This is a genomic window from Arundinibacter roseus, from assembly GCF_004348825.1.
In the GTDB taxonomy this organism is placed as follows: Bacteria; Bacteroidota; Bacteroidia; order Cytophagales; family Spirosomataceae; genus Arundinibacter; species Arundinibacter roseus.
On record NZ_SMJU01000008.1, the window covers coordinates 1 to 24006 of the forward strand.

Below are 24006 nucleotides of genomic sequence, written 5' to 3' on the forward strand. Positions count from 1 at the left end.
ATCAGCAGAGTGAAATAAAAATACGCACTTATAAAAAAGAAAGCCGCTGCAAAAATAATGTTGCAACGGCCTAAACAATCTAAATTAAACTAATCTTAAATCTGTATCTCTATTTTAGGACTAGTCAACTTCTTTCACACGCTGCGAGTGATCCAGTTTGGAAAGCGTTAGTCGCACGATACTGTCTGCCTTCGCCAGTAAATCATGCGGAACTCCTCCTGAAAGGCTAATCAAATCTCCTTTTTGAAGGGCTAGTATTTCTCCGTTTACCCCAAAATCAATTGCTCCTTCAAAAATCTCAACTATAATCGGGAAAGGCGTCTGATGCTCTTTCATTTGTTGATTATTTCTAAAAACAATTCTGATTTCCTTCGTAAAATCGCTTTCCAGCAGTACAGTGATCGCTGGTTTAATTTCGTTATAAACCAGGTTCTTTTCAAGAGAAGCTATTTTCATGAAGTTTTTTGTTTAGCAGGTAAATCTGCAAAATGATTTCCCCGAATGTATTATGTAAACGATTGTAACATTTCAAAGGTACGTTTTTCAGGAAATCGTATATATGATCGTTATCATACGTATGAACCGCTTTACCACAGGCGGTCGCCGGGGCGTGTGTTTTGAGCAAGTAGTATTTATTTCATGTTTTACCTTTACCTCGCATTCTAACTATCTTGTAAAAAATTCAGTGCATATAAAAATGAAGAACGGACGGTTCGTGAATGGACATACATATTCTGACTGGAAAAGCTATATGAAAGCAGCAAATACGCTGTTTATTCTCCTGATAATCAATACCTTTTCATTAACTTTTGGGTTTCAGCAGGAAAAACCAACCCTTACGATCAGGATTGCAGAGGCCGGAATTGACCGCCCGGTGCCGGGCCTGAGTGTCGTGCTTCAGGACGAAACCACGGGTAATAGTCAACCTCTGAACTACGATTCTGCCAACATGACCGCAACTGTGCGTGTTGAACCTGACCATCGCTATACCGTTGCGATTGACGCGCCGGGCTATACGCCTTACCGAAAATACATGGATAGAGTGCCCGTAAGTCGGGAACTAAGCGTACAGCTTCCGGCAGAAGCTACCAAAGCAAATGTGAAAGAATATACATTTGTGGTAACAGATAAAGAACAGCACTCAGTAGTACCAACAGCCAAGATCACCGTTTTCGATGCCTCCGATCAGGGCTTGCAGGTACAGGCTACGGCAGGTCGTTATGCAGTTGCGCTACCAACTTCGGGTGCCTTCCGCTACGAGGTAGAAGCGCCGGACTATTTTCCCGAAAAAGGAAAAATAGAACCGTCGGCGGGCAAGATTATTTCCGTTGGGCTAAAACGCCGCCCGATTGCCCAAACCCAAACCGTAACTTTTGTAGCTTTGGATGACTGGACAGACAAATCCATTGCGGCGCGGTTCAGGCTAATGGCTGCCGGTAGCACCACCTCAGCTACGATCACCACGGCTGCACATCCGGAGTTTGGCACGGAGCTTAAAATTAAGGAAAACTACCAATTGGAAGTTTCGGCAGACGGCTATGCGGCTCATCTGGAAGCTGTTCAATGGAATCGCTCCCTGCCAAACCACGTAGAGCCACTGAAAATCAGAATGGTACCGCTTCGCTACGAAATCAGCTTCAAGGTATTGGACGCAGCAACGATGGAGAAGGTTCAGCCGTCAGAATTTAAAATTACTGAAAAAGGAAAATCATTGAACGTGCGACAAGCAGGCGGCATGTGGCACGTGTTGCTGGCTCCTGACACCAATTATGAGGTAATCGCAGGCAAAGATGGCTACGAACGTTTTGACCGGGCACTCGTTATTGAGAAACCTGTTTCTCCAAAAGACGTACAAAAAACGATACTTCTTGGAAAGGCACCTCCAAGGCCTAAACCTTCTGCTGTGGCGCCCGTTTCTGCCAAATCTGTTCCAAAAACGACTTCTGCTTTGGAAGAAACTTCACCCGCTGACAGTCTATTACCCGGTCTGAATGTTGGTGATAAAGTTGTGCTTCGAACTGTATTTTTTGATCAAAGCAGCTATATCATTCGCCCGGAACTTTTACCGGAGCTGAATGCTTTGGTACGGACGCTCCGAACCAATTCAACGCTGCGTATTCAGTTGGAAGGACACACGGACAACACAGGCGACCCACGACTCAATCAGTATCTGTCTGAGCATCGAGCCAAGGTTTTGCATTCGTATTTGATTAATCATGGTGTTGAGGAAAACCGGGTTTCCTGGAAGGGATTTGGCGGTTCTCAGCCAATTGCACCCAACGATACGGAGGAAAACAAGGCCAAAAACCGTCGGGTAGAATATAAAATTCTTAAAAAGTGATTAAAAATTTTTTTCAGCTTCCCAAATAAAAAACAATTGGACGAACTACGGGTTAACTTAGAATAAGAACAAATAAGCCTGACAAGTTCCAGACTATTTGATGTAAGCCCCAGCACAATTTAAAGTACCAGAAGTATGTCTATTTTCTCCGCAAAACCATTTTCTAACACCTATGTTCAGGCTCAGCTGGACATGCCGCTCCTGCTTGGGATGGAGTTTTCCACCCGTTACCCCGACCGGGGAAGCGATTTTGATGAAATAAGGATCATTCATCAACAATCAAACTGGTCGTTTGACCTGGATCGAGTTCAAAAGTACCTGGTAGGAAAAAAACGAGCCGTTGTCGTGACCGACCCTTTGCAGCATATTCAATGGACGAGCCGGGGGTTTGTTCGCATGACGGGGTATTCTTTTTGTGAGGCCTACCACCGCAAACCTTCGTTTTTGCAAGGACCCGCTACGCTCCAAAGTACGCGGGAGGAGATTCGCAGCTGCCTGAACACGAATTCCGTTTTTGACGGAACAATTCTGAACTATAGAAAATCTGGTGAAATGTACGCCTGTAAGGTGACCATCATGCCTATATTTAATCAAGAAAAAGAGCTTGTTAATTTTATCGCTCTGGAAGAAGAAGTAGATTAAGAAGCCACTAGCTCATAGGTTTTTAGCCATTAGTTTTCATATTTCATTGATTTTCAATATTTTAATGAATTTTTTTTGTGTGATTTAAAATATTCTAATTCTGCATCATTACGTTCCTCAGAATTTTTGAAGGGCTTGCCGCAGGTGTTCAGGTGCCAGTACCCGAACTTCACCGGGCTCAAAACCTTCTACCGAAAAAGTCCCGATAGACCACCGAATCAAACGAAGCGTGGGAAAACCGACAGCGGCCGTCATCCGGCGAACCTGTCGGTTTTTTCCTTCATGAAGCGTCAGCGACAGCCATGAATCAGGAACATTTTTACGAAAACGAATGGGCGGGTTTCGTACAGGAACATTGGGCGTATTTAGCACTTGTGCTTTTGCGGGCAGGGTGTTATGTTTCTTGCCGTTAATCGAAATTGTGACTCCGGCTGCCAATTGCGCACAGGCTTCTTGCGTAATTTCACCTTCAACCTGTACCCAATACGTACGTTCGTGTCGTTTCGCCGGATCTAAAAGTCTGGTTTTAAATATATTATCATTTGTCAGCAGCAACAATCCTTCACTGTCAGCGTCCAGCCGACCGACCGGGTATACATCTTTTGGAAAAGCAAACGGAAGGTCAGCAAGCGTCGGTTGGTCGCCCTCCCGACTAAACTGCGACAGCATTCCGAAAGGCTTATAAATGGCGTAGTACTGTGGCATTTGCTTTAATTTAATTCCAATACAACCCCGCAGTGGTCGGAGTGAACAGCCTCCGTGATGTGTCGACAGGAAATCAATCGGTTTTGGAGAGAGTTAGATACCGAATGATAGTCGATGCGCCAACCTTTGTTATTGCCTCGCGCACCGGCCCGGTAGCTCCACCAGCTATACTCAATCAGCTCAGGATTCAGGTAGCGAAAGGAATCCGTAAAGCCGCTGTTAAACCACTGCGTCATCCAGGCGCGCTCTTCGGGCAAAAATCCGGTGGAGTTTTTATTCCGAATCGGATCATGAATATCGTTTTCGGTATGCGCAATGTTATAATCTCCGCAAATAATGAGGTTGGGGCGCTGCTGTTGCAGTTCCTTTACGTATTCGTGAAAGTCACTGAGAAACTGCATTTTTACCCCCTGCCGCAATTCGCCGCTTGTACCGGAAGGAAAATAACAATTCAAAAGAGTGAGCTCGCCAAAATCTGCCCGCAGGATTCGGCCTTCGCAATCATAGATCGACAGTCCACAGCCGTCTACCACCTGATCCGGGCGAATGCGCGACAAAATTGCCACCCCGCTATACCCCTTTTTTTCGGCAGCATGCCAGCCAATTACTTCATAGCCAAGGGCCTCAAAGCCCGACAAATCTACCTGATCGCGCAGGGCTTTTACTTCCTGAAAACATAGAATATCAAAGGATTGAGTAGCGATCCAGTCTAGCAAACCATTTTTTATCGCCGCCCGAATACCGTTTACGTTGTATGAAAGAATTTGCATCAGAATTTATAGATTAACTCAGCACGACTTCACCTTTGGCAACGGCGGCTTCGGCTTTTTTATCATTGAAGAAAATCAGGAAAAGCACCAGCACCACCGCTGCAATTCCGGCCGGAACCATCCAGATTGCCGTCCAGTTTTTTACTCCGTCTACCGTATACATATCGGTCACAATTCCAGCGAGTTTGGAGCCAATGCCCATTCCGATGCCATAGGTAGCCAGCGTAATGAGCCCCTGCGCCTGCGATTTGATGCGCTCACCGGCTTTCATATCGGTATAAATCTGACCCGTTACGAAAAAGAAATCGTAGCAAATGCCGTGCAAAATAATGGCCGCATAGAGCATCCATTCGCCCGAGCCGCCATCGCCGTAGCCAAAGAAAATAAAGCGGACGATCCAGGCAACAAGCCCGGAAGCAAGCATCCATTTTACTCCTAATCTACTGAAAGCCAACGGAATTAGTAACATAAAGACAAACTCCGATGCCTGTCCCAGCGACATCTTGTTTTCTACGTTGGTCATACCCGAGTCGGTCAGTGACGGGTTGGCCATAGCGTAGTAGAACGACAGCGGAATGCATATCAGAATAGAAGAAAGGAAGAATATAAGAAAAGAGCGATTTTTGAAAAGTACAAATGAATCAGCGCCCAGAATTTGTGCAAAACTTGCTTTGCCGGTAGCTGTTGGTGGAGTATCGGGCAAAACAAAGGAAAAAAGGCCGAGCACAGCCGCTGCAACCATGGCAATCTGAAATATCATGGCCTGATCGCCCACATTCCAGAATCCAACGAGATTTGTTACAACAATCCAGGCGACAGTTCCCATGACGCGAATGGCCGGAAAATCTTTTCCCGGATCAGCCATTTGCCGCATCGCAATGGACGTAGTAAGTGCAATCGTTGGCGCAAACGATATACAGTAAGCAAGCATGATCCAGAAGAACAAATCAGCGTCCTGAACCTGCGTAATATAAAATAAAATGCCCGCGCCAATCAGGTTGAGAACACCCAGTACTTTTTGGGCAGGGAAAAAGCGGTCGGCGATCATGCCCACAAAAAAAGGCGCAATAATCATGGCGAGTGAAAAAGCCGTGTAGGCATTTCCGACCTGATCGCCCGTAGCGTTAAGTTGGGTAAAGAGGTATTTACTCATTTGACCATACCACGCACCCCACACAAAAAATTGCAGGAACATCATGGCCATCAGCTGAAATCGAACGGTGCTCTTCATACAGATAGAAAAGAAAATAAGTAAAGTTTAGGATTGAGACGCCGGAGAACTACCCGACAGTTTTCTTCAAATGTAAACCAAACAATTTAATTTTTTTATACCTGCTAATCCTTTTAACCCGCTTTTGGGGAAAGTGGCAAGGGAACGATTTAGGTAAATCTTTGTAATTAAAATTTCTCGTTCGGAGGCAAGAAAGGTCACAGCACTGAATTTATTCTAAACAACTGGTCACAACTGATGTTTTCTTTCCTACTGAAAAGTATAAATCACCAATGGAGCGGTTTTTTACTTTTTCAGCGGAATTCTCGCTCAAACAAACTCCTTTGGCAGGAAGTAAATATCTTTGCAGCTTATTAATGAAGTTACCTACACAATCTACCATGATAAAACCTATTTCTCTATTGCTGTCCGCCACCGCGCTGACGTTGGGAGTAAGTACCGGCGCTCTGTCTCAGACAAGTGGCAATTTACCACCGGTTGAAACCAAAGCCCCTAATTCTCCGGAGTACAAGCCTGCCTTTGCGGGTCAAACGCGCGTGGCGGGTGTAAAAACTACGACCGAATACGAGGTCAAAGTACTGAGTGAAGGACTAAAATCGCCCTGGGGCATCACGAGCCTGCCGGACGGACGGCTTATTCTGACCGAAAAAGCGGGTCATCTGCGCATTGTGGCCAAAGATGGCAAGTTGAGCGAGCCCATTACGGGCCTTCCGGCGGTGCATAACAAAGGTCAAGGTGGGTTATTGGGAATTACCCTGGATCCTGATTTTGCCAAAAACCGAATGGTTTACTGGGCTTTTTCTGAACCTCAAACCGACGGAAATCTGACGGCGGTTGCCAAAGGAAAACTATCGGCTGACGAAACCAAAATTGAAAGTGCAACCGTCATTTACCGTGCAACACCTGCCTTTAATGGCAATTTGCACTACGGCGGTCGCGTGTTGTTTGATAAAAAAGGCAATCTGATTTTGAGTACCGGCGAGCGCTCCGACATCGTCACCCGCCCGCAGGCACAGTCACTAGAATCAGGGCTTGGCAAAGTAATTCGGATTACTACCGACGGAAAACCTGTCAAGGGAAACCCCTTCGCGGGCAAAGGCAACGCCCGGCCTGAATTGTATTCGTATGGACACCGCAACGTACAGGGCCTGGCGATTCACCCGGTTACGGGCGATTTATGGGAAACAGAATTTGGACCACGTGGCGGCGACGAAGTGAACCGGGTAGAAGCTGGTAAAAATTATGGCTGGCCAATCATTACGTTTGGAATTGAGTACAGCGGCAAAAAAGTGGGTGATGTGATTCAGGAAAAAGACGGTATGCAGCAACCTGTCTACTATTGGGACCCGTCGGTATCGCCGAGCGGCATTACGTTCTACTCTGGAAATGCAATTCCTGAGTGGCAAAATAATCTTTTTGTCGGTGCGCTGAGCGGCATGCACATTGCCCGGCTGGTAATTGATAAAAACAACCGCGTAGTTGGCGAGGAACGTTTGCTGGCTGATCAGAATCAGCGGTTTCGGGATGTAACGATGGGCAAAGACGGCGCGTTGTACGCAGTTACTGATCAGGGACGATTGTACCGGATTGGTAAAAAATAGTTTGAAAGATTTTTTTGATAAGAAACGGAGGCTTGATATAGAGTCTCCGTTTTTTTGTGTGTTTCAACCTTTGTTCATGTACAGGCAACACAAAGAAACTCTGAGATACAACTATTTAGGTTAGAAAATCAGTGCTGGACTCTTTTGGACATGAATCATCATCCAAAACCATGTTCAACTTTATAACTAATCCTATGACTATCAGACCTTTCATGTTGATTGCCTCCCTGGCACTTTTTGCCGCCTGTTCATCCAAAGACGGCGATTCGGCCAATGAAAACACCGACTCCACGGACGTGGCTGAGGTTTCGATGGAGCAGCTTTGGAGTACAGACACCACGCTTCAAACCCCTGAATCGGTTTTAGTAGATGCCCCAAATAACCTCCTGTATGTGTCGCTTATTGACGGGCAAGGCGGTGAAAAAGACGGCAAAGGCGGTATTGCCAAGGTTGGTACCGATGGCAAGATCATGAATGCAACCTGGATAACAGGACTGAGCGCGCCGAAAGGCATGGGTATTTCCAATGGCAAACTGTACGTAACCGACCTCACGGAATTAGTGATTGTGGATGTCGCAAGTGGAAAAATTGATCAGAAAATTACGGTTGATGGAGCAGCCGGGTTAAACGATGTAACGGTTGCAGCAGACGGAGTAATTTATTTTTCCGACAAAAACACCGGTAAAATCCATACCTACAAAGATGGACAAGTGGCTACGTACCACGAAGGAATCGACAATCCAAACGGTGTATTGGCTGTAAGCGATGGTTTGTTGTATACGGAAAGTGGAAAATTGATGAAAATCGACACGCAGAAAAACGTCACCAAACTTGCCGAAGGGATGCATAACAGTACCGATGGCATTGCGGAGGTTAGTCCCGGTGAATACATTGTTTCGTGCTGGGCGGGTGAAGTGTACCACGTAAAGCCCGATGGAACTACTACCAAACTATTGGATACAAAAGACGCCAAAAGCAACACAGCTGATATTGGCTATGATGCCGACAAAAAGATCGTGTATGTACCTACGTTTTTTAAGAATAGCGTGGTCGCATATCAGGTAAAGTAATTTGTGTAAAGAATCACTTATAGGTAAGTGTAAAACCTATAAGTGATCCTTAATTAAATTATTCAGCCGTAGTTGGTGTTTTCACCAAATACAAACAGCAGAAAGGGCAGGGGAATATTGTTGGTGAAAATATCAACAATGGTATAATGACGCACAACGGTTTGCGGCTTTGCGAAGGTGGCGATTTCCAGCACCAAACTTCAATCGAAGCACTAAATTTTGATTACCCACTAAACTGTCAAACGAAGCACTGCACCGCCACTTTTGCAAAACCGCTGCTACCAGCTGGCGTTCTGTCGTCCGTGTCTGTAAACCATTGTCGTTATTGAGTTTCACTGTCTTTGTCGTGTTGGTCTGTGTGGTTGCGTATTTTTTATTTTCAGAAGGGTGGGATTTTTTTTAATTCAATTTTGTCAGGGTGGAAAAGGTGGAAGCTCTTTTGCAAGCTTTGGTTTGTGCGTGAGCTTGTGCTGCTTGCAAATGTGCTTACACCTGTGTATTGGCTATTTTTCATATTCAATAACTTTTCTGAAAACTTGATGTTCTTTGAACGGATTTGCTTTAAAATATTCTTGTCTCCTTTCCTCTGTTTTAAACCTAACATCTCGTTCACCCCAAATAACCCAAATAAACTTAGAGTTTGTTTCCGCAAGATATTTGTCAAACAAATCTTTTCGTATGTAAACGAAACTATGATTGTTGTTATAATCTGCGTGAAATTCAATATTCTTTGAAGATAGGTTTCCTTTGTCGTCAAGCAAATCAAATGTTTGAGGTTGGTTTATTAAATTCAAATGATTCGCAATCTCTTTTCCAACTATTGTAGTTTGTCCTGCGTTATTGGTAGAACTATGATAACCTTCCCAATTATATTCCATTACAGGCATTAGTGTTTCAAATTCTTTGAAAGATGAAACTTCCTGTTCAATTTCTTCTGGGAAATCATTTTTTATAGTATCACTATCCCAAAAGACTGCTGGAAAATAACCTGGTTCTCCTTTTTTTATTTTTACTTTCTTTTTTTCGATTTCAAACTCTAAAACATCTTCGTTGTCGTAGGTTGCTTCTTGGCAATAATATAATTCGCCTGAAAAAGTGTAATGATTATGTCTTTTTTCGGGCAAGCGTTCCCATTTCAAATTTTTAGTTCGAAATAATTTAATTGCTTCTTCATAATCGTCATTTGCAATGATAAATCCACGGATAAATGCAAAACAATTTCGTTCTATTAGCATATCTTCCTGAACAATGAATGAATCTAAACAAATCCAATCTCCATTATTACCTTTCAAATCTTTTACTTTCAAATATTCTTCAACGAAAGGCATTCCGCCATCTTCATACCAATCAACAAGCGGTGTCTTAGTATCGCCTAATAAGTTATGAGTAAAAAACACTTCGCTTTTTTGCTTTTCAGGAAAACTCGGATCAATATCTGCATCTGATAATCTAAACCTATCCCAATCTTTATCTAACAAACCTAAATCATCTCTTAGTCCTGCATTTTCGTAATATGCAATCCACGAATATTTTTTTCCATAGCGTTCAACTATCGCTTGCTCTGTTCTTCCACCACTATAATAATTAGCGTTTCCAAGTGCTTTTTCTGCTTCTTTGAATAGCTCTTCATTCCACCCTAAATCATAAATTCTCCAATAGATTTGTCGTCTAACTTTTTGCTTCTCTAGTGGGTTGGAATAAGAGCCTCCATCTTTTACAATTCGCCCAATAGTATAATTGCTAAAATCCATATGGATTGGTCCGTCATAACCATAATCTCGGTCTCCATAATCAAACTCACCCAAATTTCTAACACCTCCAAAAGTATAAGGTGGTCTTATGTTTTTAATTTCTTTTTCAGTAAATAGACTTGGGTTATGAACTAAACCAATTTCAATAATTCGTCTTGAATAATCTCTTGCTAAAATATGTGTTGTTGAATGTGGTGCATTTTCTTTAAAAATCAAGTCGAAAATCGTTTTTGATATTTCGGGTAGAATATGAATTCTAAAATTATCAGATGAAGTTGAATTGTGTTCTGCCATAACAACACCATACAAAGAAGCCAATGTTCTTTCCCAAACATATGGGTCGTTAAATTTTAGCGAATCATAAACCAATGTTGAAAATTCCTTTGGAAACTTTCTTCCATAAAAGTAAAGTGCTTTTGTTGCCTTATCTCTTAAATTCCTATTAGTGCTTGTAAGAAACCAAACGATAACTCTTGATACAATATGTTGCTTTTCAGAAACAAGCTTGGATTCGCTTTCATTTGACCGACATTTCGCTTCAAATTCTAAGATATACTCTTCAAGATCGTAACTTTTCTTTCTAAAGTATTCAGTCCAAGAAATATCTCGTTCATTCATTTTTAGATAAGCCAACAATTTTGAAAAGAAAACTGCATTCAATGGATGCTTTACATCACCAAGCGTTTTAAAGAAAAGATTATAGAAAGTTTCTTTGTTTTCATCTGCTCCTAAAAATAATTCAGCAACCAAATTAGTATCCCTGCCTTTTACAGCTTTTGCTGGCAAAACAAAAAGCGAAGCAACAGACTTGCTGAATGTATAGCTTGAAAAGTTAATTCGGTCGGTAAAGCAATTCTTGATGAATTTTGGCAAATACTTAAAAGACGTAGATTTTGTAAACTTCAATAATTTATCTTTTTCACTCAATTCGTGAAATGAGGCTTGCTTTAGTTGTGGTAGAAGCAAACATAATGCAGAAATCACATCCTCAAAGAATGGATGTTGTTTACTATCAACTATAATTTTTTGAATAAACTTTTTACTTATAAAATATGAGATATCAGGATGCTTTTGGATTAAGTATTCTCCAACCATAAAACCTGCAAGGATATCGTAAGTAAAACTAACATACTCGCTTTTATCACGCATATCACGGGTTACAACTAAGCCTTCATTAATCAATATATCAGCCCGCGATTTGTCCTTTTCATAATCAGATTTTCCATCAATCAAATTGTAGAATTCATTTACTGGGATTTCTCTTGTGTTGTTATTCCATAAGAATAGCGATAGCTTATTTAGTGTTTCTGCTATGAATTGTTCATTAGCCTTTAAAATTGGATTGTTGTTTGTTACTCTATTGTTGACTTGACTTAAGTATTCACGAAACACATCATAAGATGATTCTTCCTCAATATTAACAGCGACCTCACCCGAAGTTTTCCAATTTGGATTTTTGATTTCGCAAAATATTTTTAGAAATATTGGGTCTCTAAATTTTTCAAGTGGTGCGAAAAACAAATCGGTCTTCAATTTATATTTAGAAAAATACTTTCTTACTGCTTCGTGTATTGTTTCATAGTCATCAAAACCATATAAATAATGAAATTCATTTGTTCTAGCCTTATCCCAAATCCTGTTAACATATGATTTTCTACAAGTGGTAATTACTATTAGGTTTTTTGTCTGCAATACTTTTGAAATAAATGCAGATAAATGGTTCTTCCAAATTGGTGAAAACAAGCGACTTGAAATAGTTTCATTTAATCCGTCTATTACTAATGGAAGTTGGGTGTTTAGAATTGAAGCATAAACATCAAGGGCTTGCAGAAAATCATCAAAGGTAAATTCTTGAGGAATGTCAAGGATTCTTCTTAATGCTTCAACTATACTTGTTTCGTCAGTAAATTTATCTCCTGTAATAAAAATTGCAGGTTTCGAGTCTGCTATTTTTCGATAGGCTATATCACAAGAGATATGTGTTTTTCCTTTTGCTGCATCAGCTATAAAATGAATTACTCTTTGTTTTTTATGAAAATAGTTTCTAAAAAAACTATTATAACTTTCTCCAAAATCAGAAATTAAGTATGAAATACTTGAGGCATCTTTGAAAGCTCGTGATTTTTCTTCAAAAGCTCTGTAATCTATTTTATTAAAATATTCAAAAAAGTTTTTATTTAATTCTTCTAAATCAAACTTTGGAAGAAGTTCTGGTGTGCAGTTTATAAAACAAGATTCAACAAAATCAATTTTTTCAAAAACATAGCTAATATGATTTTTGAATTCTTGGCAGATCAAGAAAAAATTTCCCCTTTGAATGTGTTCTTTCGATGAAAGCATTCTTTCATCTCGAAAGTCATATAAAGCTGTTTCAATTGCATTTGATTTTTCGAGTAATTCTTTTTTCAGTTCTCCAGTTAGTTTTGTGTAGTTTGAATCAATTAATAGAAAGTCAATTTTAGATTGAGTATATCTGTCAATAGTATGTAGGTCAGAATCATATTTATCTATCACTTTTTCAAAATTCTCATAAAATATTTTCTTGAACCAGTCTTGGTTAAATTCCAATTCCCCAAAAAAGAAACTACGAATCCCAATATGTTTTGAATCTTTTAGAAAATTAACAAATGAAGTTTCTCCCCAATGTTCCAGTGCGATTATTTTTCCCGAGGGAATTATTTTAGTTAATTCGTTTTCAAACCAATTTCTTTCTCCTTTACTAAACTTTCCTTTGCTTGATAAGCTATCTGCTGTTAAATCTGTTTTTAAGCAAAGAAACCATTTAGTTAAGTCATTATGATTTCGAATTGCTGTTTCAAATGAACCCTCAATTGCCGAATCTCTTGAACCTACATTAAGTCGTCCTGTATCTCCAAAAAATTTGCATTGCCAACCCCATTTTTCTCCATTATGAAGTTTTAAATAAAATTCAACTCCACCATCACCGCCACTTCCATCTATTGGTGTGAATGTTCCAAGGTGTCCAAATTCTTTTTGCGCTATTTGGTAACAAAATTGTTCAAAACATTTGGTCGTTTTGCCGTCATATGGTTTAAGTTTCGTGAAATCTACCTTGTCAATTGTAACCATAATACTAAAATGTTAAGCGTTGGCAATAAATGGCTTTTTGGGTTTTGTTGCGTGTTGGCTATTGGGTGTGGCAAAACACAATGTGCCATTTGTGCGGTGGTAATAAAATTGAATTAAAAAAATGTGTGGTAGGGAAAATAAAAGATACAGAAGGGTAACTCGTTGTCCGATTTTAATATGGTTTGTATGTCTGTGTTCACCTGTCAAAATGGTTTACTTTTTTCAGTTTATGTCGTTTTCTCGTGTCCGTGTCGTTCTCTACGCTTGCTGGTAACGTTTTTCGGCTTGGCGATGTGGCGGATTTTTAGCACAAAAGTTCAATAGAATTCCTGCTGTTGAACCTTGCTCAAATGTTTCATAGAAGCACTTTAGCCACTATATTGCAAAACCGCTGTTAGCGATATTTTTTATTCAATTCTGTCCGTTTTATATTTCTCTTTAAAGTCTCTAACTGTTTTTTTCTTGTCTTCATTGTTGAAGTTCAAATTGTCTTTATTAAAATACTTCTCTTTCAACTCGTTAAGTTCTTTTGTCTTTTCATACTCAAATTCTTTGTCGTAGATTTTGTCTATTCCAAAATAAAGTCTGTCTTCGTGAAAATAAAAAAGTCCCCAATTTAATGTCTCGTCAAATATTATCAAATCGTCAGCAAAGAAAAGTCCTTCCCAATATTTAATTACCATCTTCCAGGTTAGTGTTACAGATTGTCCACTTCTTTCGCTGTCAATAAATACAAATTTGTCAAACGGAATGGGTTTTGAGTAAAGCCATTTTTTAATTTCGCTTTCACAGTTTTCCGTCACTTCAAATTCTTCAATTGTCTTAAAGTATCTTTCATTAAATGGTTTCCATAATGGACCTGTTACCATTTTTGAACTGCTTATATAGTTTTGGACAAATTCACTTGCTTCTTTGTCTAAAAAGAAAATTTGGTCTTTATGTTCCTGTGGTATTTGACTTGCTTCTTCTGGCGACCATAAAAAACTCCAAGTCTTTGGGAATTCAGTTGAATAAGTTTTTATATTGTCAAAGTTTACCATTTTTGTTTCTGTGTATCGTTTTCTAAAATTACCGCATAACGGTTTTCGGCTTGGAGATGTGGCGGATTTTTAGCACAAAAGTTCAATAGAATTACTGCTGTTGAATCTTGCACAAATGTTTGATAGAAGAACTTCAGCCGCCATATTGCCCAACCGATGTTGTGTGCCATATATTGTTCAATATTCGTTATTTGTAATTTTCTTACCTAAATATGTTGTCAAAACTGCGGATAAGCCAACAATTAACTCTGCTTCTACATAAGTTGGTTGTCCGCCTTCTCGCAAGTGTCTGCCTTGTTCTGAAGTAAATCCCCAAATCTTTGAAATTGCTTCATCAAGCGGTTTTGGTACAATGTCAGGATACTTTTTTATTAGCTCTCCGAGTGTCATTTTGGTATTTCCTGCAATTTGCCTTGCCACGCATTCCAAAGAAGCTAATGAATGTTGAATGGCTCCTGTTATATCAGCATTTGGTCTTCTTGATAAATCATTTAATGCTTCTCTTATTTCAGTTTTTGCTGTACCAAGATTAGCTTTTTCCAAAATCGTAACCGCATTGCTTAATTCTATTTCAAAATTTTCATCGCCTCTAAATTCAATCTCTCCGTTTGTTAGTTTCCATCCTATTCCGTTTAATACAAAATAATCGTTTATTTCATTTTCAAAAATTGATTTTTGATTTTGTTTAAGTCCGTTGTAAAGTCCTTCAATAATGTCGTAAACATAAAACCATTCACATTGAGTTATCAAATCCACAACTTCATTATAAATATTGGGATATGCTGTCCAATTGTCTCTATCAGGAACTTTACGTAATACACGACAAATAATTTGTCGAGAAAATTGAGGTCCGCAACCAAGACTTTCAACAGTCTGAACGATATATTCTCGAAGTCCAATTGGTGCATCTTGTCGAACAGTTATTTCTTTTTCTTGCGTATTTAGTCCTTGTCTTTTGGAAAATGGTTTATTTAACATAGGGTTTTGCTATATGACACACAACGGTTTGGGGCTTTGCGTTCGGGCGGATTTTTAGCACAAAAGCCGAATTTTATTCTAATGTTTCATAGTAGCACAAAAGTTCAATTTAGCACCTTAGCCCCGCTTTCGCCAAGCCCATGTTGGCTGATGTTTATATTTCACTCGCTATTTGTGCTATTGCTACAGTTAATATGTTTTCAAGATGTAGGCGAATGTTTTTCTCCTTTGATGTAACCTCATCTCTAATTGAAATTACATAAGGTTTAATATCAAGTGGTATTATTGTATTGATATCTTCATTTGATAAAACTCCTTTATACTCTAAAAATGCACCAATAGCAATAACACTATCATCATAACCAAAATGGTGTAAAGTAATTCCTAATTCATATTTTTTACCTTCAAACTTAATTCCAAATTTGAAATATGATTTTGGTAATAATCTGTTGAAATAGTAATTATGTTTATTTGCATAACCAACTATTTGCTCGTGATAATAATGTTGCTTTGACACATCATCAGGTCTGCCACTTCCAATATACAAAGAAATGCTATCATCAAATTCTGTTTCAAATTTGTGCTTATACTCATTAAGAAACAAACTACAATAATTAAAAACTTGCAATCTATTTTCAGCAAGTGTCCTTTCATATTGCTGTTGCTTTTCTTGTTGCTTTCTAAGAATTTTTTGTTTGAATATATTGGTTACTTCATTCAAAGATGTATTACTTACTTCTTTGATATTGAGTGCTTCTTCAATGTTACGTTTTTGAATTTCAGCAAAGTAAGTGATTAATTTTTGAGGATTGCCATTGTCTGCTTCTTCTAATGCTTGAATGTATTTTACTTTGGCTTCTTCTCTTAAAACTGTGATTGGGAAAAAATTATTTTTTATCAAAATTAGACTTGCAATAAGTCGTACAACTCTACCGTTTCCGTCTTGAAATGGGTGAATGGTTGTAAATGCGTGATGTACCCAAGTTGCAATGATAAGCGGATTTACATTTTGTTCAGAAAGTTCATTGTAAATCTCAATTAGCCTATCCATTTCGGCTTCTACGTGTTCAGGAGAACAATACAACACAGTCGTACCATCTTCTCGTGTGGGATTATTTTCACGTTCCTTAAATCTACCTTTGATGAGTGGAATTTTGGTTTTGTTTCCAAATTGGTCTCTGCCTTCGGCAAATTCTTGATGTCTTGTTGTTAGTTGATGTAACTCACAAATAAATCCTTTTGTAAGAGGTCTATTTTCTCTAACGATGTCAAATATAAAATCAACTGCATCTAAATGATCTTGCAAATGATTAAATAGTGTCTGTTTGGAAACATTGGTATCTCCGTGACTTACTAATGAAGATATAAAACCTTCCTTGATTAAAGTTTCTGTAACACCTTTGTCAATATCATACATTCTTTCAACAATACCTGTTTCAATGGCGTGCCTCCTTTTTAGTCTGTTGATAAATTCTTTGTATTCCTCTGAATTGGCTTGTAAAACTTCTCTGCGTGCAAACCAAGATGGTGCAATTTCATCTAATAAAGATGTATCACAAGTTTTCCAATTATCAGAAAACGAAATATAATTCCAAAGTCTATGTACTGTCATCTTGTTTGTTTTTGTTTAAATATCAGCTAACGAGAATATATACGAAACCCAATTGCGGTTATATCTCAAATTTGAGATATAACCGCAATTGAATAAGTAGATTGGTAATGTAGTTGCAAAATGATTCCATGAGATATTGTTGGTAAAAAAACCAACAACGGCATAAATGGCACAATAGATTACCAATTACTTATTTGGTAATCGTTAAATCAAATTGGATCGTATACTCACTTAAATACCTGCCTTCGTCCGCAAATTTGTAAAATAGCCGGGCGACTTTTCCCAACTTCATACTCGTATAGCGCTCCTGAATTTGCTGTTTGTCGTTAAGTGGCTGCAAAGAAGGGTACCAAAGGGTTCTACCTGGCTTATGGACCAAAAGACGAGGTTTTGTCCATTTGTTTGTTGCATTTGCCAAATTGAGTTCTGTGTTAAATGAAATATACACTTTATCACCCACCCACGACTGTCCCTGCACATGTCCCATGAGCATGACCCAGGCATTCAGATAAGTGTTCCAACTTACCGAAGGTCCCCAATGAAAACCTCCTTTTGGAGAAGAGGCCGGGCCTCCCCCTTGGTCTTTGGAGATTTGAAGTGCAGAAATAGGCTGCCCTATACCGTTCCAAGAAGCGGAAAAATCGGTCCCGTTCCATCTTGATACTTTACCATACGGAGCATCCAAATCTTTTAAGGCAATACGTGCCACGCTAATGCATTGGCCAGCCCATTCTTTTTGTGGATCATATTTTTTTTCGTCAAACTTTCCAGGATATCCATATTCTCCATAAAATATATACAAGTAATCGCCGGAGGCTACCGCAGAAGGATCTCCAACCCCACCGGCAAATGTTTTGGAAGTATTAAACGGTTTGAGAATCATACGGTCCTGAAGGTCCTCCAAGATGATACCTCTATTTTCCCAGGACTTTCCTCCATCTCGTGATTTCATGATTCCGATACGCGGAACTGCGGCTGGCGTAATGCGATCCGTTAAGCCTAATGGCCAGTTTTTATCTATATATCCTTCACCTGTTTTAGGATTAAATGGAAGAGTTTCCGGATAATTTTCATTATGATACAATGCATAAAGGGTTTTTCCAGAAGGATCATTTGAATCTTGATACACAGATTCAAACCAAACAGCTCCATGAAGTCCCGGCTCGCCTGTGGGTGCATTAAGGGGCATTTTGGGAGCTTTATACTGACTGGTAGGCGTACTAAATACTTCATCGGGGCTAACTCCTTCCGCATACTTTAAATCGAGTGCATGGCCCCAAACCGGATCTTCCCCGTATTTTCCAGGGAAAATCCGAAATGTATCCCCCACCCAGGCACTAGCCATATTGCAATCCACAAAATGGTTGAACCGAAAGGTATCGGTAGGCATCAGGGTAAATGAGGGTTCAGCAGTGGTTTCAGCCTTTTTTGACTCACATCCACTGGCAATTATCACTATCCAAAAACAATAAATAATGATGAATCTGGCAGAATTTTTCATGTAATTTTTATTTCAAAAATATTTTCACTATTGATAATGTACAGCAGTACACCCGCAGATGGTGTTTCCACCAACTAAGGAACAAACTCGATAAAAGAGTCACTTATAGGCAAACACATACCCAACAAGTGACTCTTAATCAAATCATTATAAATTTTTCTTTTTCAATTCTTTCACCGCAAAATCTGCGGCACGGGCCGTCAGGGCCATGTACGTGAGCGAAGGATTGACGCAGGAAGCAGAAGTCATACACGCGCCATCGGTCATGAACACATTGGGTACTGCATGCACCTGATTGTTGCCATTTACCACCGAAGTTTTAGGGTCGCGGCCCATGCGGGCAGTTCCCATTTCGTGAATCGCCATACCCAGGTACGAACCGCGGTCGTTGGTTTTTACATTTTTAAGCCCCGCTTTTTCGAGCATTTCGGCGGCATCGTTTTTCATGTCAATGCGCATTTTTAGCTCATTTTCCTTTAATTCTGCATCAAAAACAGCCAACGGCATACCCCATTTATCTTTTTCAGTGGGGTGCAGGTACATCTTGTTTTCGTAGTAAGGTAAGGTTTCTCCAAACGCACCAAGGCCCATTTGCCACGGCCCGGGTTGCGTCATTTCTTCTTTAAATTCCTCACCAAAGCTCAGCTCCGCAATTCCCCGTTTCCAGTCTTCGCGGCTGCCTCGTCCCTGATACCCAAAACCCCGGAGATAATCGCGCTTGTCGTTGCCGATGTTGCGGTAGCGTGGCACATAAATTCCATTGGCCCGCCGTCCTGAATAGTACTTGTCCAGATCGCCCTCCCATTCGCCGCTTGCGCCGGTGCGGAAGTGGTGATCCATCAGATTGTGGCCCAGCTGCCCGGAGTCGTTGCCCATGCCGTTGGGGAAACGATTGGAAATCGAATTGAGCATGATGGCCGTGGAACCCAGCGTACTGCCGCATACAAAAATGATTTTTGCCGTATACATCCGCTCTTCCAGCGTAACGGCATCAACTACCCGCACGCCAGTTGCACGTTTTTTATTTTCATCATACAACACATTGGTGACCATAGAATCAGGCCGAAGCGTCAGATTCCCCGTTTTTGCAGCCGGAGGAAGCGTACACGACTGCGTACTGAAATAGGCGCCGTACGGACAGCCCAGCGCACATTTGTTGCGATATTGACACGGAGCCCGCCCTACGCCCAGCTGTTCTTTGCGTGCTTCCGACAGGTTGGCCACCCGACCAATTGTCATGGTGCGGCCCGGAAAGTTTTTCTCAATGCGCGCGCGGACTTCTTTTTCCACACAAAACATATCCATTGGCGGCAAAAAATCGCTGTCGGGCAACTGAGGCAGACCCAGTTTTTCACCCGAAATTCCGGCATGTTTCTCTACATACGAATACCAGGGCGCAATATCCTTGTAGCGAATCGGCCAGTCTACCGCGATTCCTTCTTTGGCATTGGCTTCAAAATCAATATCTGACAACCGGTAGCACTGCCGCCCCCACATAATGGACTTGCCTCCTACTATATTGGGTCGATACCAGTCAAAGCGTTTTTCCTCTTTATACAGCGAATCCGAATCGTTCATCCAGTACTTTTCCGTCAACTCATTATACGGATAATCGCGGGCCAGTTTGGGGTGCGTCCGCTTTTGCTCTTCCGTCAGGCGGCCATTGTATTGGCTTTCCCAGGGAGCTTTGGTAGCGTTTTCATAGCCCGTAACGTGTTCGAGTTGTTTGCCTCGTTCGAGCATGAGCACTTTCAGACCTTTCTCGGTCAATTCTTTGGCGGCCCAGCCGCCCGAAACGCCCGAACCAATCACGATGGCGTCGTAGTCCATTTCCTTGGCGGCATTCAGGTTTAGGTAAGACATGTACGTATAAAAATGAGTAGTGAAAAAATAATAATGAGATTCAGGGATTAAAAAAATCCTGATTTATTTCATAAACTTGTGACTTTTGAGCCAGCCTTCCATAGCCTGCGGCCAATTTTCGACGGAGCCTTTTCCGGTAGTTCGCAGGGCAAATCCATGCCCTCCTGCCGGATAAATATGCAACTCAGAAGGGACTTCATTTTTCTTCAAAGCCAGATAATAGTTGATGCTGTTTTCAATCGGAACGGCTTTGTCGTCCTCGGCATGCACCAGAAACGTCGGCGGCGTAGATGAAGTTACCTGTGTTTCATTGGAATAATACAAAATCAGATTTTCCGACTTGTCCGGCCCAAGTAGTTTGTCACGCGAGCCACCGTGCGCATAAGGTGTTTGAAAAGTAATCACCGGATAGAGTAAAAGGGCAAAATTAGGTTTGGCAAGTTCGCTGCCATTTGGCGGCCTGTCAAAGTGCGTCGAGAGCGTAGCGGCCAAATGCCCACCCGCCGAAAAGCCCATCACGCCCAACATCGACGGATTGACGCCCCACTTGGTAGCATGTTGCCGAATGATCTTCATTCCCTGCATCGCATCCATCAGGGGCACTTCGTGCTGCCGGGTCATTGCTTTTTCGTTGGGCAAGCGATATTTAAGCACAAAAGCGGCGATGCCCCGCTCCGTAAACCACTCGGCAAGCTCGCTCCCTTCGTGCTGAGCGGCCAAAATTGAATAGCCTCCGCCCGGACAAATCATCACGCCCGCTCCGGTTACCTTGCCGGCTGCGGGCAGGTAGGCCGTAAGTGTTGGCACCGTCACCTGACTGATGCGCATGATGCCGCCCGTGGTTTCAGACTTTTCTACAAGCGTATTGGGAATGGCATTGGGCACCTGTCCTTCGGGCCAAAGGGCTACTATTTCAGTTTGGGACATGGCCGAAAACGAAAGCGCAGTCATTGTAGCAATACAGAAGATTTTTTTCATACATAGATTCAAATGGGTAAAAGCTACAAAAGAATGATTTTCTTCTGAAATACCCATTTTTTAACGGGTCCGCAGCCAACCCGTCAGACTCCGGCGCGGGCGCTGCGCCTGCAACACCTCATGTTCGAGCACATCGCTCTCAAAACAGACCAACCGGCCACCCAAAGGCAGAATTGATTCGATGCGCGCGGGATTTGGGAAAAGGATAAGTTGTCCGCCATCGGTAGGTTCCCACTGCTGATTGAGATAGCAAATCACGGACAACTTTCGGCGTGAATCCGTTCGGAAACGGTCTAGGTGGCGCTTGTAAAATGCTCCTACCGGATATTCGGCATAATGCAGCTCGGCATCCTGCAAACCCAGAAAACACGTCCGGTTGAAGTATTCAATCAACGCCTGAATTTTAGACACATACAGCGCTTCGCCCGGAAAAATACCTTCTTCGGGCAACCAGCAAATCTGATCGCCGCGAATCTCGGTCAGCACCTGCTTGCCCGCCTGCTGTCCCACGGCAGCCGAAGCAAACTGTCCGGTACTTTTTCGAAAATCAAAGGCTTCATTCAGCGCAAGGACGTCATCAGGCGTTACGATGGCATCCGAAAAACCGTACCCCTGCGTGAGGATTCCGTCAATAATTTTTTCAAACTCACTTTCCAGTGAAACGGTGTTGAATGGAATCATGCTAGTAGAAAAAGAAAAATTTCAGTTTTCATTCCTGACAGAAGATATCAGGTACATGAAGCCCATGTAAAATAAAGCATAAAACCTTGATTTATAAGGCTGCGACAAAAGTTACTTTTGTGTATTTTTTTAAATAATCTCTACATTCGTCTTTTTGGCCCAAAAACATTTGTAAAGCAACTTAATACCCTGGAAGACTCCCCTCAATTATTGTACAAAGCTATGCCTACTCCCATACTCATCCGAATTGTCCGCATGACGTTTCAGCCCGAAAAAATGGAAGAGTTCCAAAGAATTTTTGAAGCCTCGAAAGAGCAAATCAGAAATCAGGAAGGATGTCTGCACCTGGAACTATGGCAGGACATACACCAGCGAAACGTATTTGTTACCCACAGTCATTGGCAGTCGGAAGAGCACCTGAATGCCTACCGCAACTCAGAACTTTTCCGAACTACCTGGCAAAAAACGAAGGTACTTTTCACAGAAAAACCGTTGGTTTTTTCGGCAGAAAAAGTGTAAAGTTAAACTTTGATGGTATTAAAAACTCTATTGATTATACTCTACGTTTCAACGCTATGAACTTTTAGGTAATGGCCAACAAAAACATACTTCTGCTAGGATTTATCGCCGTCAAATTCATCCTGCAATATTCATTGATAAGTTCAGACTATGACTTACAGCGCGATGAATTTTTGCACCTAGATCAGGCGCATCACCTGGCGTGGGGCTATTTGTCAGTTCCGCCCGTTACGTCCTGGATTTCATACCTGATTTTTGTTTTAGGCAATACTGTTTTCTGGATAAAGTTTTTTCCTGCCCTTTTTGGCGCATTAACAATTTTGGTAGTCTGGAAAACAATTGAAACGCTAAACGGTACGCTCTTCGCTCTGATTTTGGGAGCATCCTGTGTCTTGTTTTCAGCACTTTTACGTTTGAATACGTTATATCAACCCAATTCTTTGGATGTTTTAAGTTGGACAACTCTTTATTTTTTTATAATAAAATTTATTAAAACTAATCATTCAAAATGGCTTTATTTAAGTGCGATTTGTTTTGCCTTCGGTTTTTTGAATAAATACAATATTGCCTTTCTTGTGATTGGACTTGCCCCGGCTCTTGCGCTGTCTGAACATCGAACTATATTTACTCAAATACGTCTGTACATGGCTGCCGGACTTGGGTTGCTGCTTATACTTCCCAATCTTATCTGGCAATATACCAACCGCTTTCCGGTGATTCACCACATGAAAGAACTCACTGAAACACAGCTTATTCATGTAGATCAAATTGCCTTCTTAAAAACTCAACTTTTGTTTTATCCCGGTGCCATCCTGGTCATTCTATCAGCTTTTTACGCGTTACTTTTCTATAAAGAATTTAGACCGTATCGCTTTTTCTTTTTTGCTTTCATATTTACGTTTCTGGCCTTTCTATATTTCCAGGCAAAAGATTATTATGTCATTGGTTTATACCCAATTTATATCGCTTTTGGAGCAACTTTTCTGGGAGAAGTTTTGCAGGGAGGATGGAAAAAGCAGCTACAACCTGTCGCAGTAGCACTGCCGCTATTGATGTTTATTCCTTTATTTAAAGTTGCTTTTCCAAACGTTTCACCGGAATATATTATTCAAAATCCGGCCCCATACAAAGCGCTCGGATTGCTGCGCTGGGAAGACGGAAAAGATCATACTTTACCGCAGGATTTTGCCGACATGCTGGGTTGGAAAGAATTGGCTGCCAAAGTCGATAGCGTTTGTGCTACATTACCAAATTTAGACAAAACATTAATTCTTTGCGATAATTATGGGCAGGCAGGTGCTATCAATTATTATACAACAAATAAAAACATAGTCGCTTCTTCTTTTAACGCAGATTATATCAATTGGCTGCGCTATGATAAAGAAATTGTAGATGTTGTATTGGTCAAAGAAGGAGACGATGACGACAAGGCCAGAACGAAAGAAGTTGCGCTTTTTGATACGGTTTATCTGGCAACAAAACGAATAAATTCGTTCGCCAGAGAACCTGAAATCTCAATTTATGTATTGCGGGGAGCAAAAGTGGATATAAATCGGCGAATTAAAGAAGAAGCCGACCGCAAAAAAACATGGATGAATTCATCCAAAAGAGCTCTATAAGGTTCAATAAAACT

Annotated in this window: 20 protein-coding genes; 6 read left to right on the forward strand and 14 right to left on the reverse strand. The window is 41.0% G+C overall.

Annotated elements, in window-relative coordinates; genetic code table 11:
- Nucleotides 1-120 precede the first annotated feature (120 nt).
- Nucleotides 121-456, reverse strand: a complete 336-nt coding sequence (locus EZE20_RS13445; protein WP_132118477.1) for a cupin domain-containing protein — start codon at nucleotides 454-456, stop codon at nucleotides 121-123.
- A gap of 103 nt (nucleotides 457-559) precedes the next feature.
- Between EZE20_RS13445 and EZE20_RS24390 the strand changes: the two genes are divergently transcribed.
- The gene (locus tag EZE20_RS24390) at nucleotides 560-2341 is read left to right on the forward strand and encodes an OmpA family protein (protein WP_228713735.1); all 1782 of its coding nucleotides are present in this window, start codon (nucleotides 560-562) and stop codon (nucleotides 2339-2341) included.
- Between the two features lie 135 nt (nucleotides 2342-2476).
- A complete protein-coding gene (locus tag EZE20_RS13455; RefSeq protein WP_132118479.1) occupies nucleotides 2477-2983 on the forward strand; it encodes a PAS domain-containing protein in 507 nt (168 codons plus the stop codon).
- Between the two features lie 117 nt (nucleotides 2984-3100).
- Here the strand turns inward: EZE20_RS13455 and EZE20_RS13460 are convergent, their stop codons facing one another.
- The 3 genes from EZE20_RS13460 to EZE20_RS13470 are packed head-to-tail and all read right to left on the reverse strand — an operon-like array spanning nucleotide 3101 to nucleotide 5689.
- Nucleotides 3101-3688: a pseudouridine synthase gene (locus EZE20_RS13460; protein ID WP_132118481.1), complete on the reverse strand. Its 588-nt coding sequence runs from the start codon at nucleotides 3686-3688 to the stop codon at nucleotides 3101-3103.
- Between the two features lie 5 nt (nucleotides 3689-3693).
- Entirely contained in the window at nucleotides 3694-4458 is a 765-nt protein-coding gene (locus EZE20_RS13465; RefSeq protein WP_132118483.1) for an exodeoxyribonuclease III, read from the reverse strand.
- 13 nt (nucleotides 4459-4471) lie between these two features.
- Complete coding sequence (locus EZE20_RS13470) at nucleotides 4472-5689, reverse strand: nucleoside permease (protein ID WP_132118485.1); 1218 nt, start codon at nucleotides 5687-5689, stop codon at nucleotides 4472-4474.
- A 380-nt stretch (nucleotides 5690-6069) separates the two neighbouring features.
- Here EZE20_RS13470 and EZE20_RS13475 point away from each other — a divergent pair, with 380 nt between their 5' ends.
- Together EZE20_RS13475 and EZE20_RS13480 are read left to right on the forward strand one after the other, a co-directional pair.
- On the forward strand, nucleotides 6070-7290 hold the full coding sequence (locus EZE20_RS13475) for a PQQ-dependent sugar dehydrogenase (RefSeq protein WP_132118487.1): 1221 nt from the start codon (nucleotides 6070-6072) through the stop codon (nucleotides 7288-7290).
- A gap of 194 nt (nucleotides 7291-7484) precedes the next feature.
- Entirely contained in the window at nucleotides 7485-8360 is an 876-nt protein-coding gene (locus EZE20_RS13480) for an SMP-30/gluconolactonase/LRE family protein (protein WP_228713737.1), read from the forward strand.
- Nucleotides 8361-8422: 62 nt separating this feature from the next.
- Here the strand turns inward: EZE20_RS13480 and EZE20_RS24540 are convergent, their stop codons facing one another.
- The 10 genes from EZE20_RS24540 to EZE20_RS13520 all read right to left on the reverse strand — a co-directional run bounded on the left by EZE20_RS24540 (nucleotide 8423) and on the right by EZE20_RS13520 (nucleotide 21854).
- Entirely contained in the window at nucleotides 8423-8557 is a 135-nt protein-coding gene (locus EZE20_RS24540) for a hypothetical protein (protein WP_262709652.1), read from the reverse strand.
- A 306-nt stretch (nucleotides 8558-8863) separates the two neighbouring features.
- Nucleotides 8864-13201 (reverse strand): NACHT domain-containing protein, encoded by a 4338-nt coding sequence (locus tag EZE20_RS13485; RefSeq protein WP_132118489.1) that lies wholly within the window; start codon nucleotides 13199-13201, stop codon nucleotides 8864-8866.
- Nucleotides 13202-13608: 407 nt separating this feature from the next.
- Complete coding sequence (locus tag EZE20_RS13490) at nucleotides 13609-14241, reverse strand: hypothetical protein (protein WP_132118491.1); 633 nt, start codon at nucleotides 14239-14241, stop codon at nucleotides 13609-13611.
- Nucleotides 14235-14411, reverse strand: coding sequence for a hypothetical protein (locus EZE20_RS24045; protein ID WP_165933473.1), 177 nt, complete (start codon nucleotides 14409-14411; stop codon nucleotides 14235-14237). Before EZE20_RS24045 ends, EZE20_RS13490 begins: the two co-directional genes overlap by 7 nt.
- Nucleotides 14412-14418: 7 nt before the next feature.
- Nucleotides 14419-15219 (reverse strand): AbiJ-NTD4 domain-containing protein, encoded by an 801-nt coding sequence (locus tag EZE20_RS13495; RefSeq protein ID WP_132118492.1) that lies wholly within the window; start codon nucleotides 15217-15219, stop codon nucleotides 14419-14421.
- Nucleotides 15220-15373: 154 nt separating this feature from the next.
- Nucleotides 15374-16831 (reverse strand): Fic family protein, encoded by a 1458-nt coding sequence (locus EZE20_RS13500; protein ID WP_132118494.1) that lies wholly within the window; start codon nucleotides 16829-16831, stop codon nucleotides 15374-15376.
- Nucleotides 16832-17021: 190 nt separating this feature from the next.
- Nucleotides 17022-18221: a hypothetical protein gene (locus EZE20_RS13505; protein WP_228713740.1), complete on the reverse strand. Its 1200-nt coding sequence runs from the start codon at nucleotides 18219-18221 to the stop codon at nucleotides 17022-17024.
- Between the two features lie 258 nt (nucleotides 18222-18479).
- On the reverse strand, nucleotides 18480-20195 hold the full coding sequence (locus EZE20_RS13510) for a GMC oxidoreductase (protein WP_132118496.1): 1716 nt from the start codon (nucleotides 20193-20195) through the stop codon (nucleotides 18480-18482).
- A gap of 63 nt (nucleotides 20196-20258) precedes the next feature.
- Nucleotides 20259-21173, reverse strand: a complete 915-nt coding sequence (locus EZE20_RS13515; protein ID WP_132118498.1) for an alpha/beta hydrolase — start codon at nucleotides 21171-21173, stop codon at nucleotides 20259-20261.
- 60 nt (nucleotides 21174-21233) lie between these two features.
- Nucleotides 21234-21854 carry a 2OG-Fe(II) oxygenase gene (locus tag EZE20_RS13520; protein ID WP_228713742.1) on the reverse strand — a complete coding sequence of 207 codons (621 nt, stop codon included), beginning with the start codon at nucleotides 21852-21854 and terminating at the stop codon, nucleotides 21234-21236.
- A 222-nt stretch (nucleotides 21855-22076) separates the two neighbouring features.
- On the opposite strand from EZE20_RS13520, the gene EZE20_RS13525 reads away from it, so the two are divergent.
- Together EZE20_RS13525 and EZE20_RS13530 are read left to right on the forward strand one after the other, a co-directional pair.
- Nucleotides 22077-22373: a putative quinol monooxygenase gene (locus EZE20_RS13525; protein WP_394345648.1), complete on the forward strand. Its 297-nt coding sequence runs from the start codon at nucleotides 22077-22079 to the stop codon at nucleotides 22371-22373.
- Nucleotides 22374-22444: 71 nt separating this feature from the next.
- A complete protein-coding gene (locus tag EZE20_RS13530) occupies nucleotides 22445-23992 on the forward strand; it encodes a glycosyltransferase family 39 protein (RefSeq protein ID WP_132118500.1) in 1548 nt (515 codons plus the stop codon).
- Nucleotides 23993-24006 lie beyond the last annotated feature (14 nt).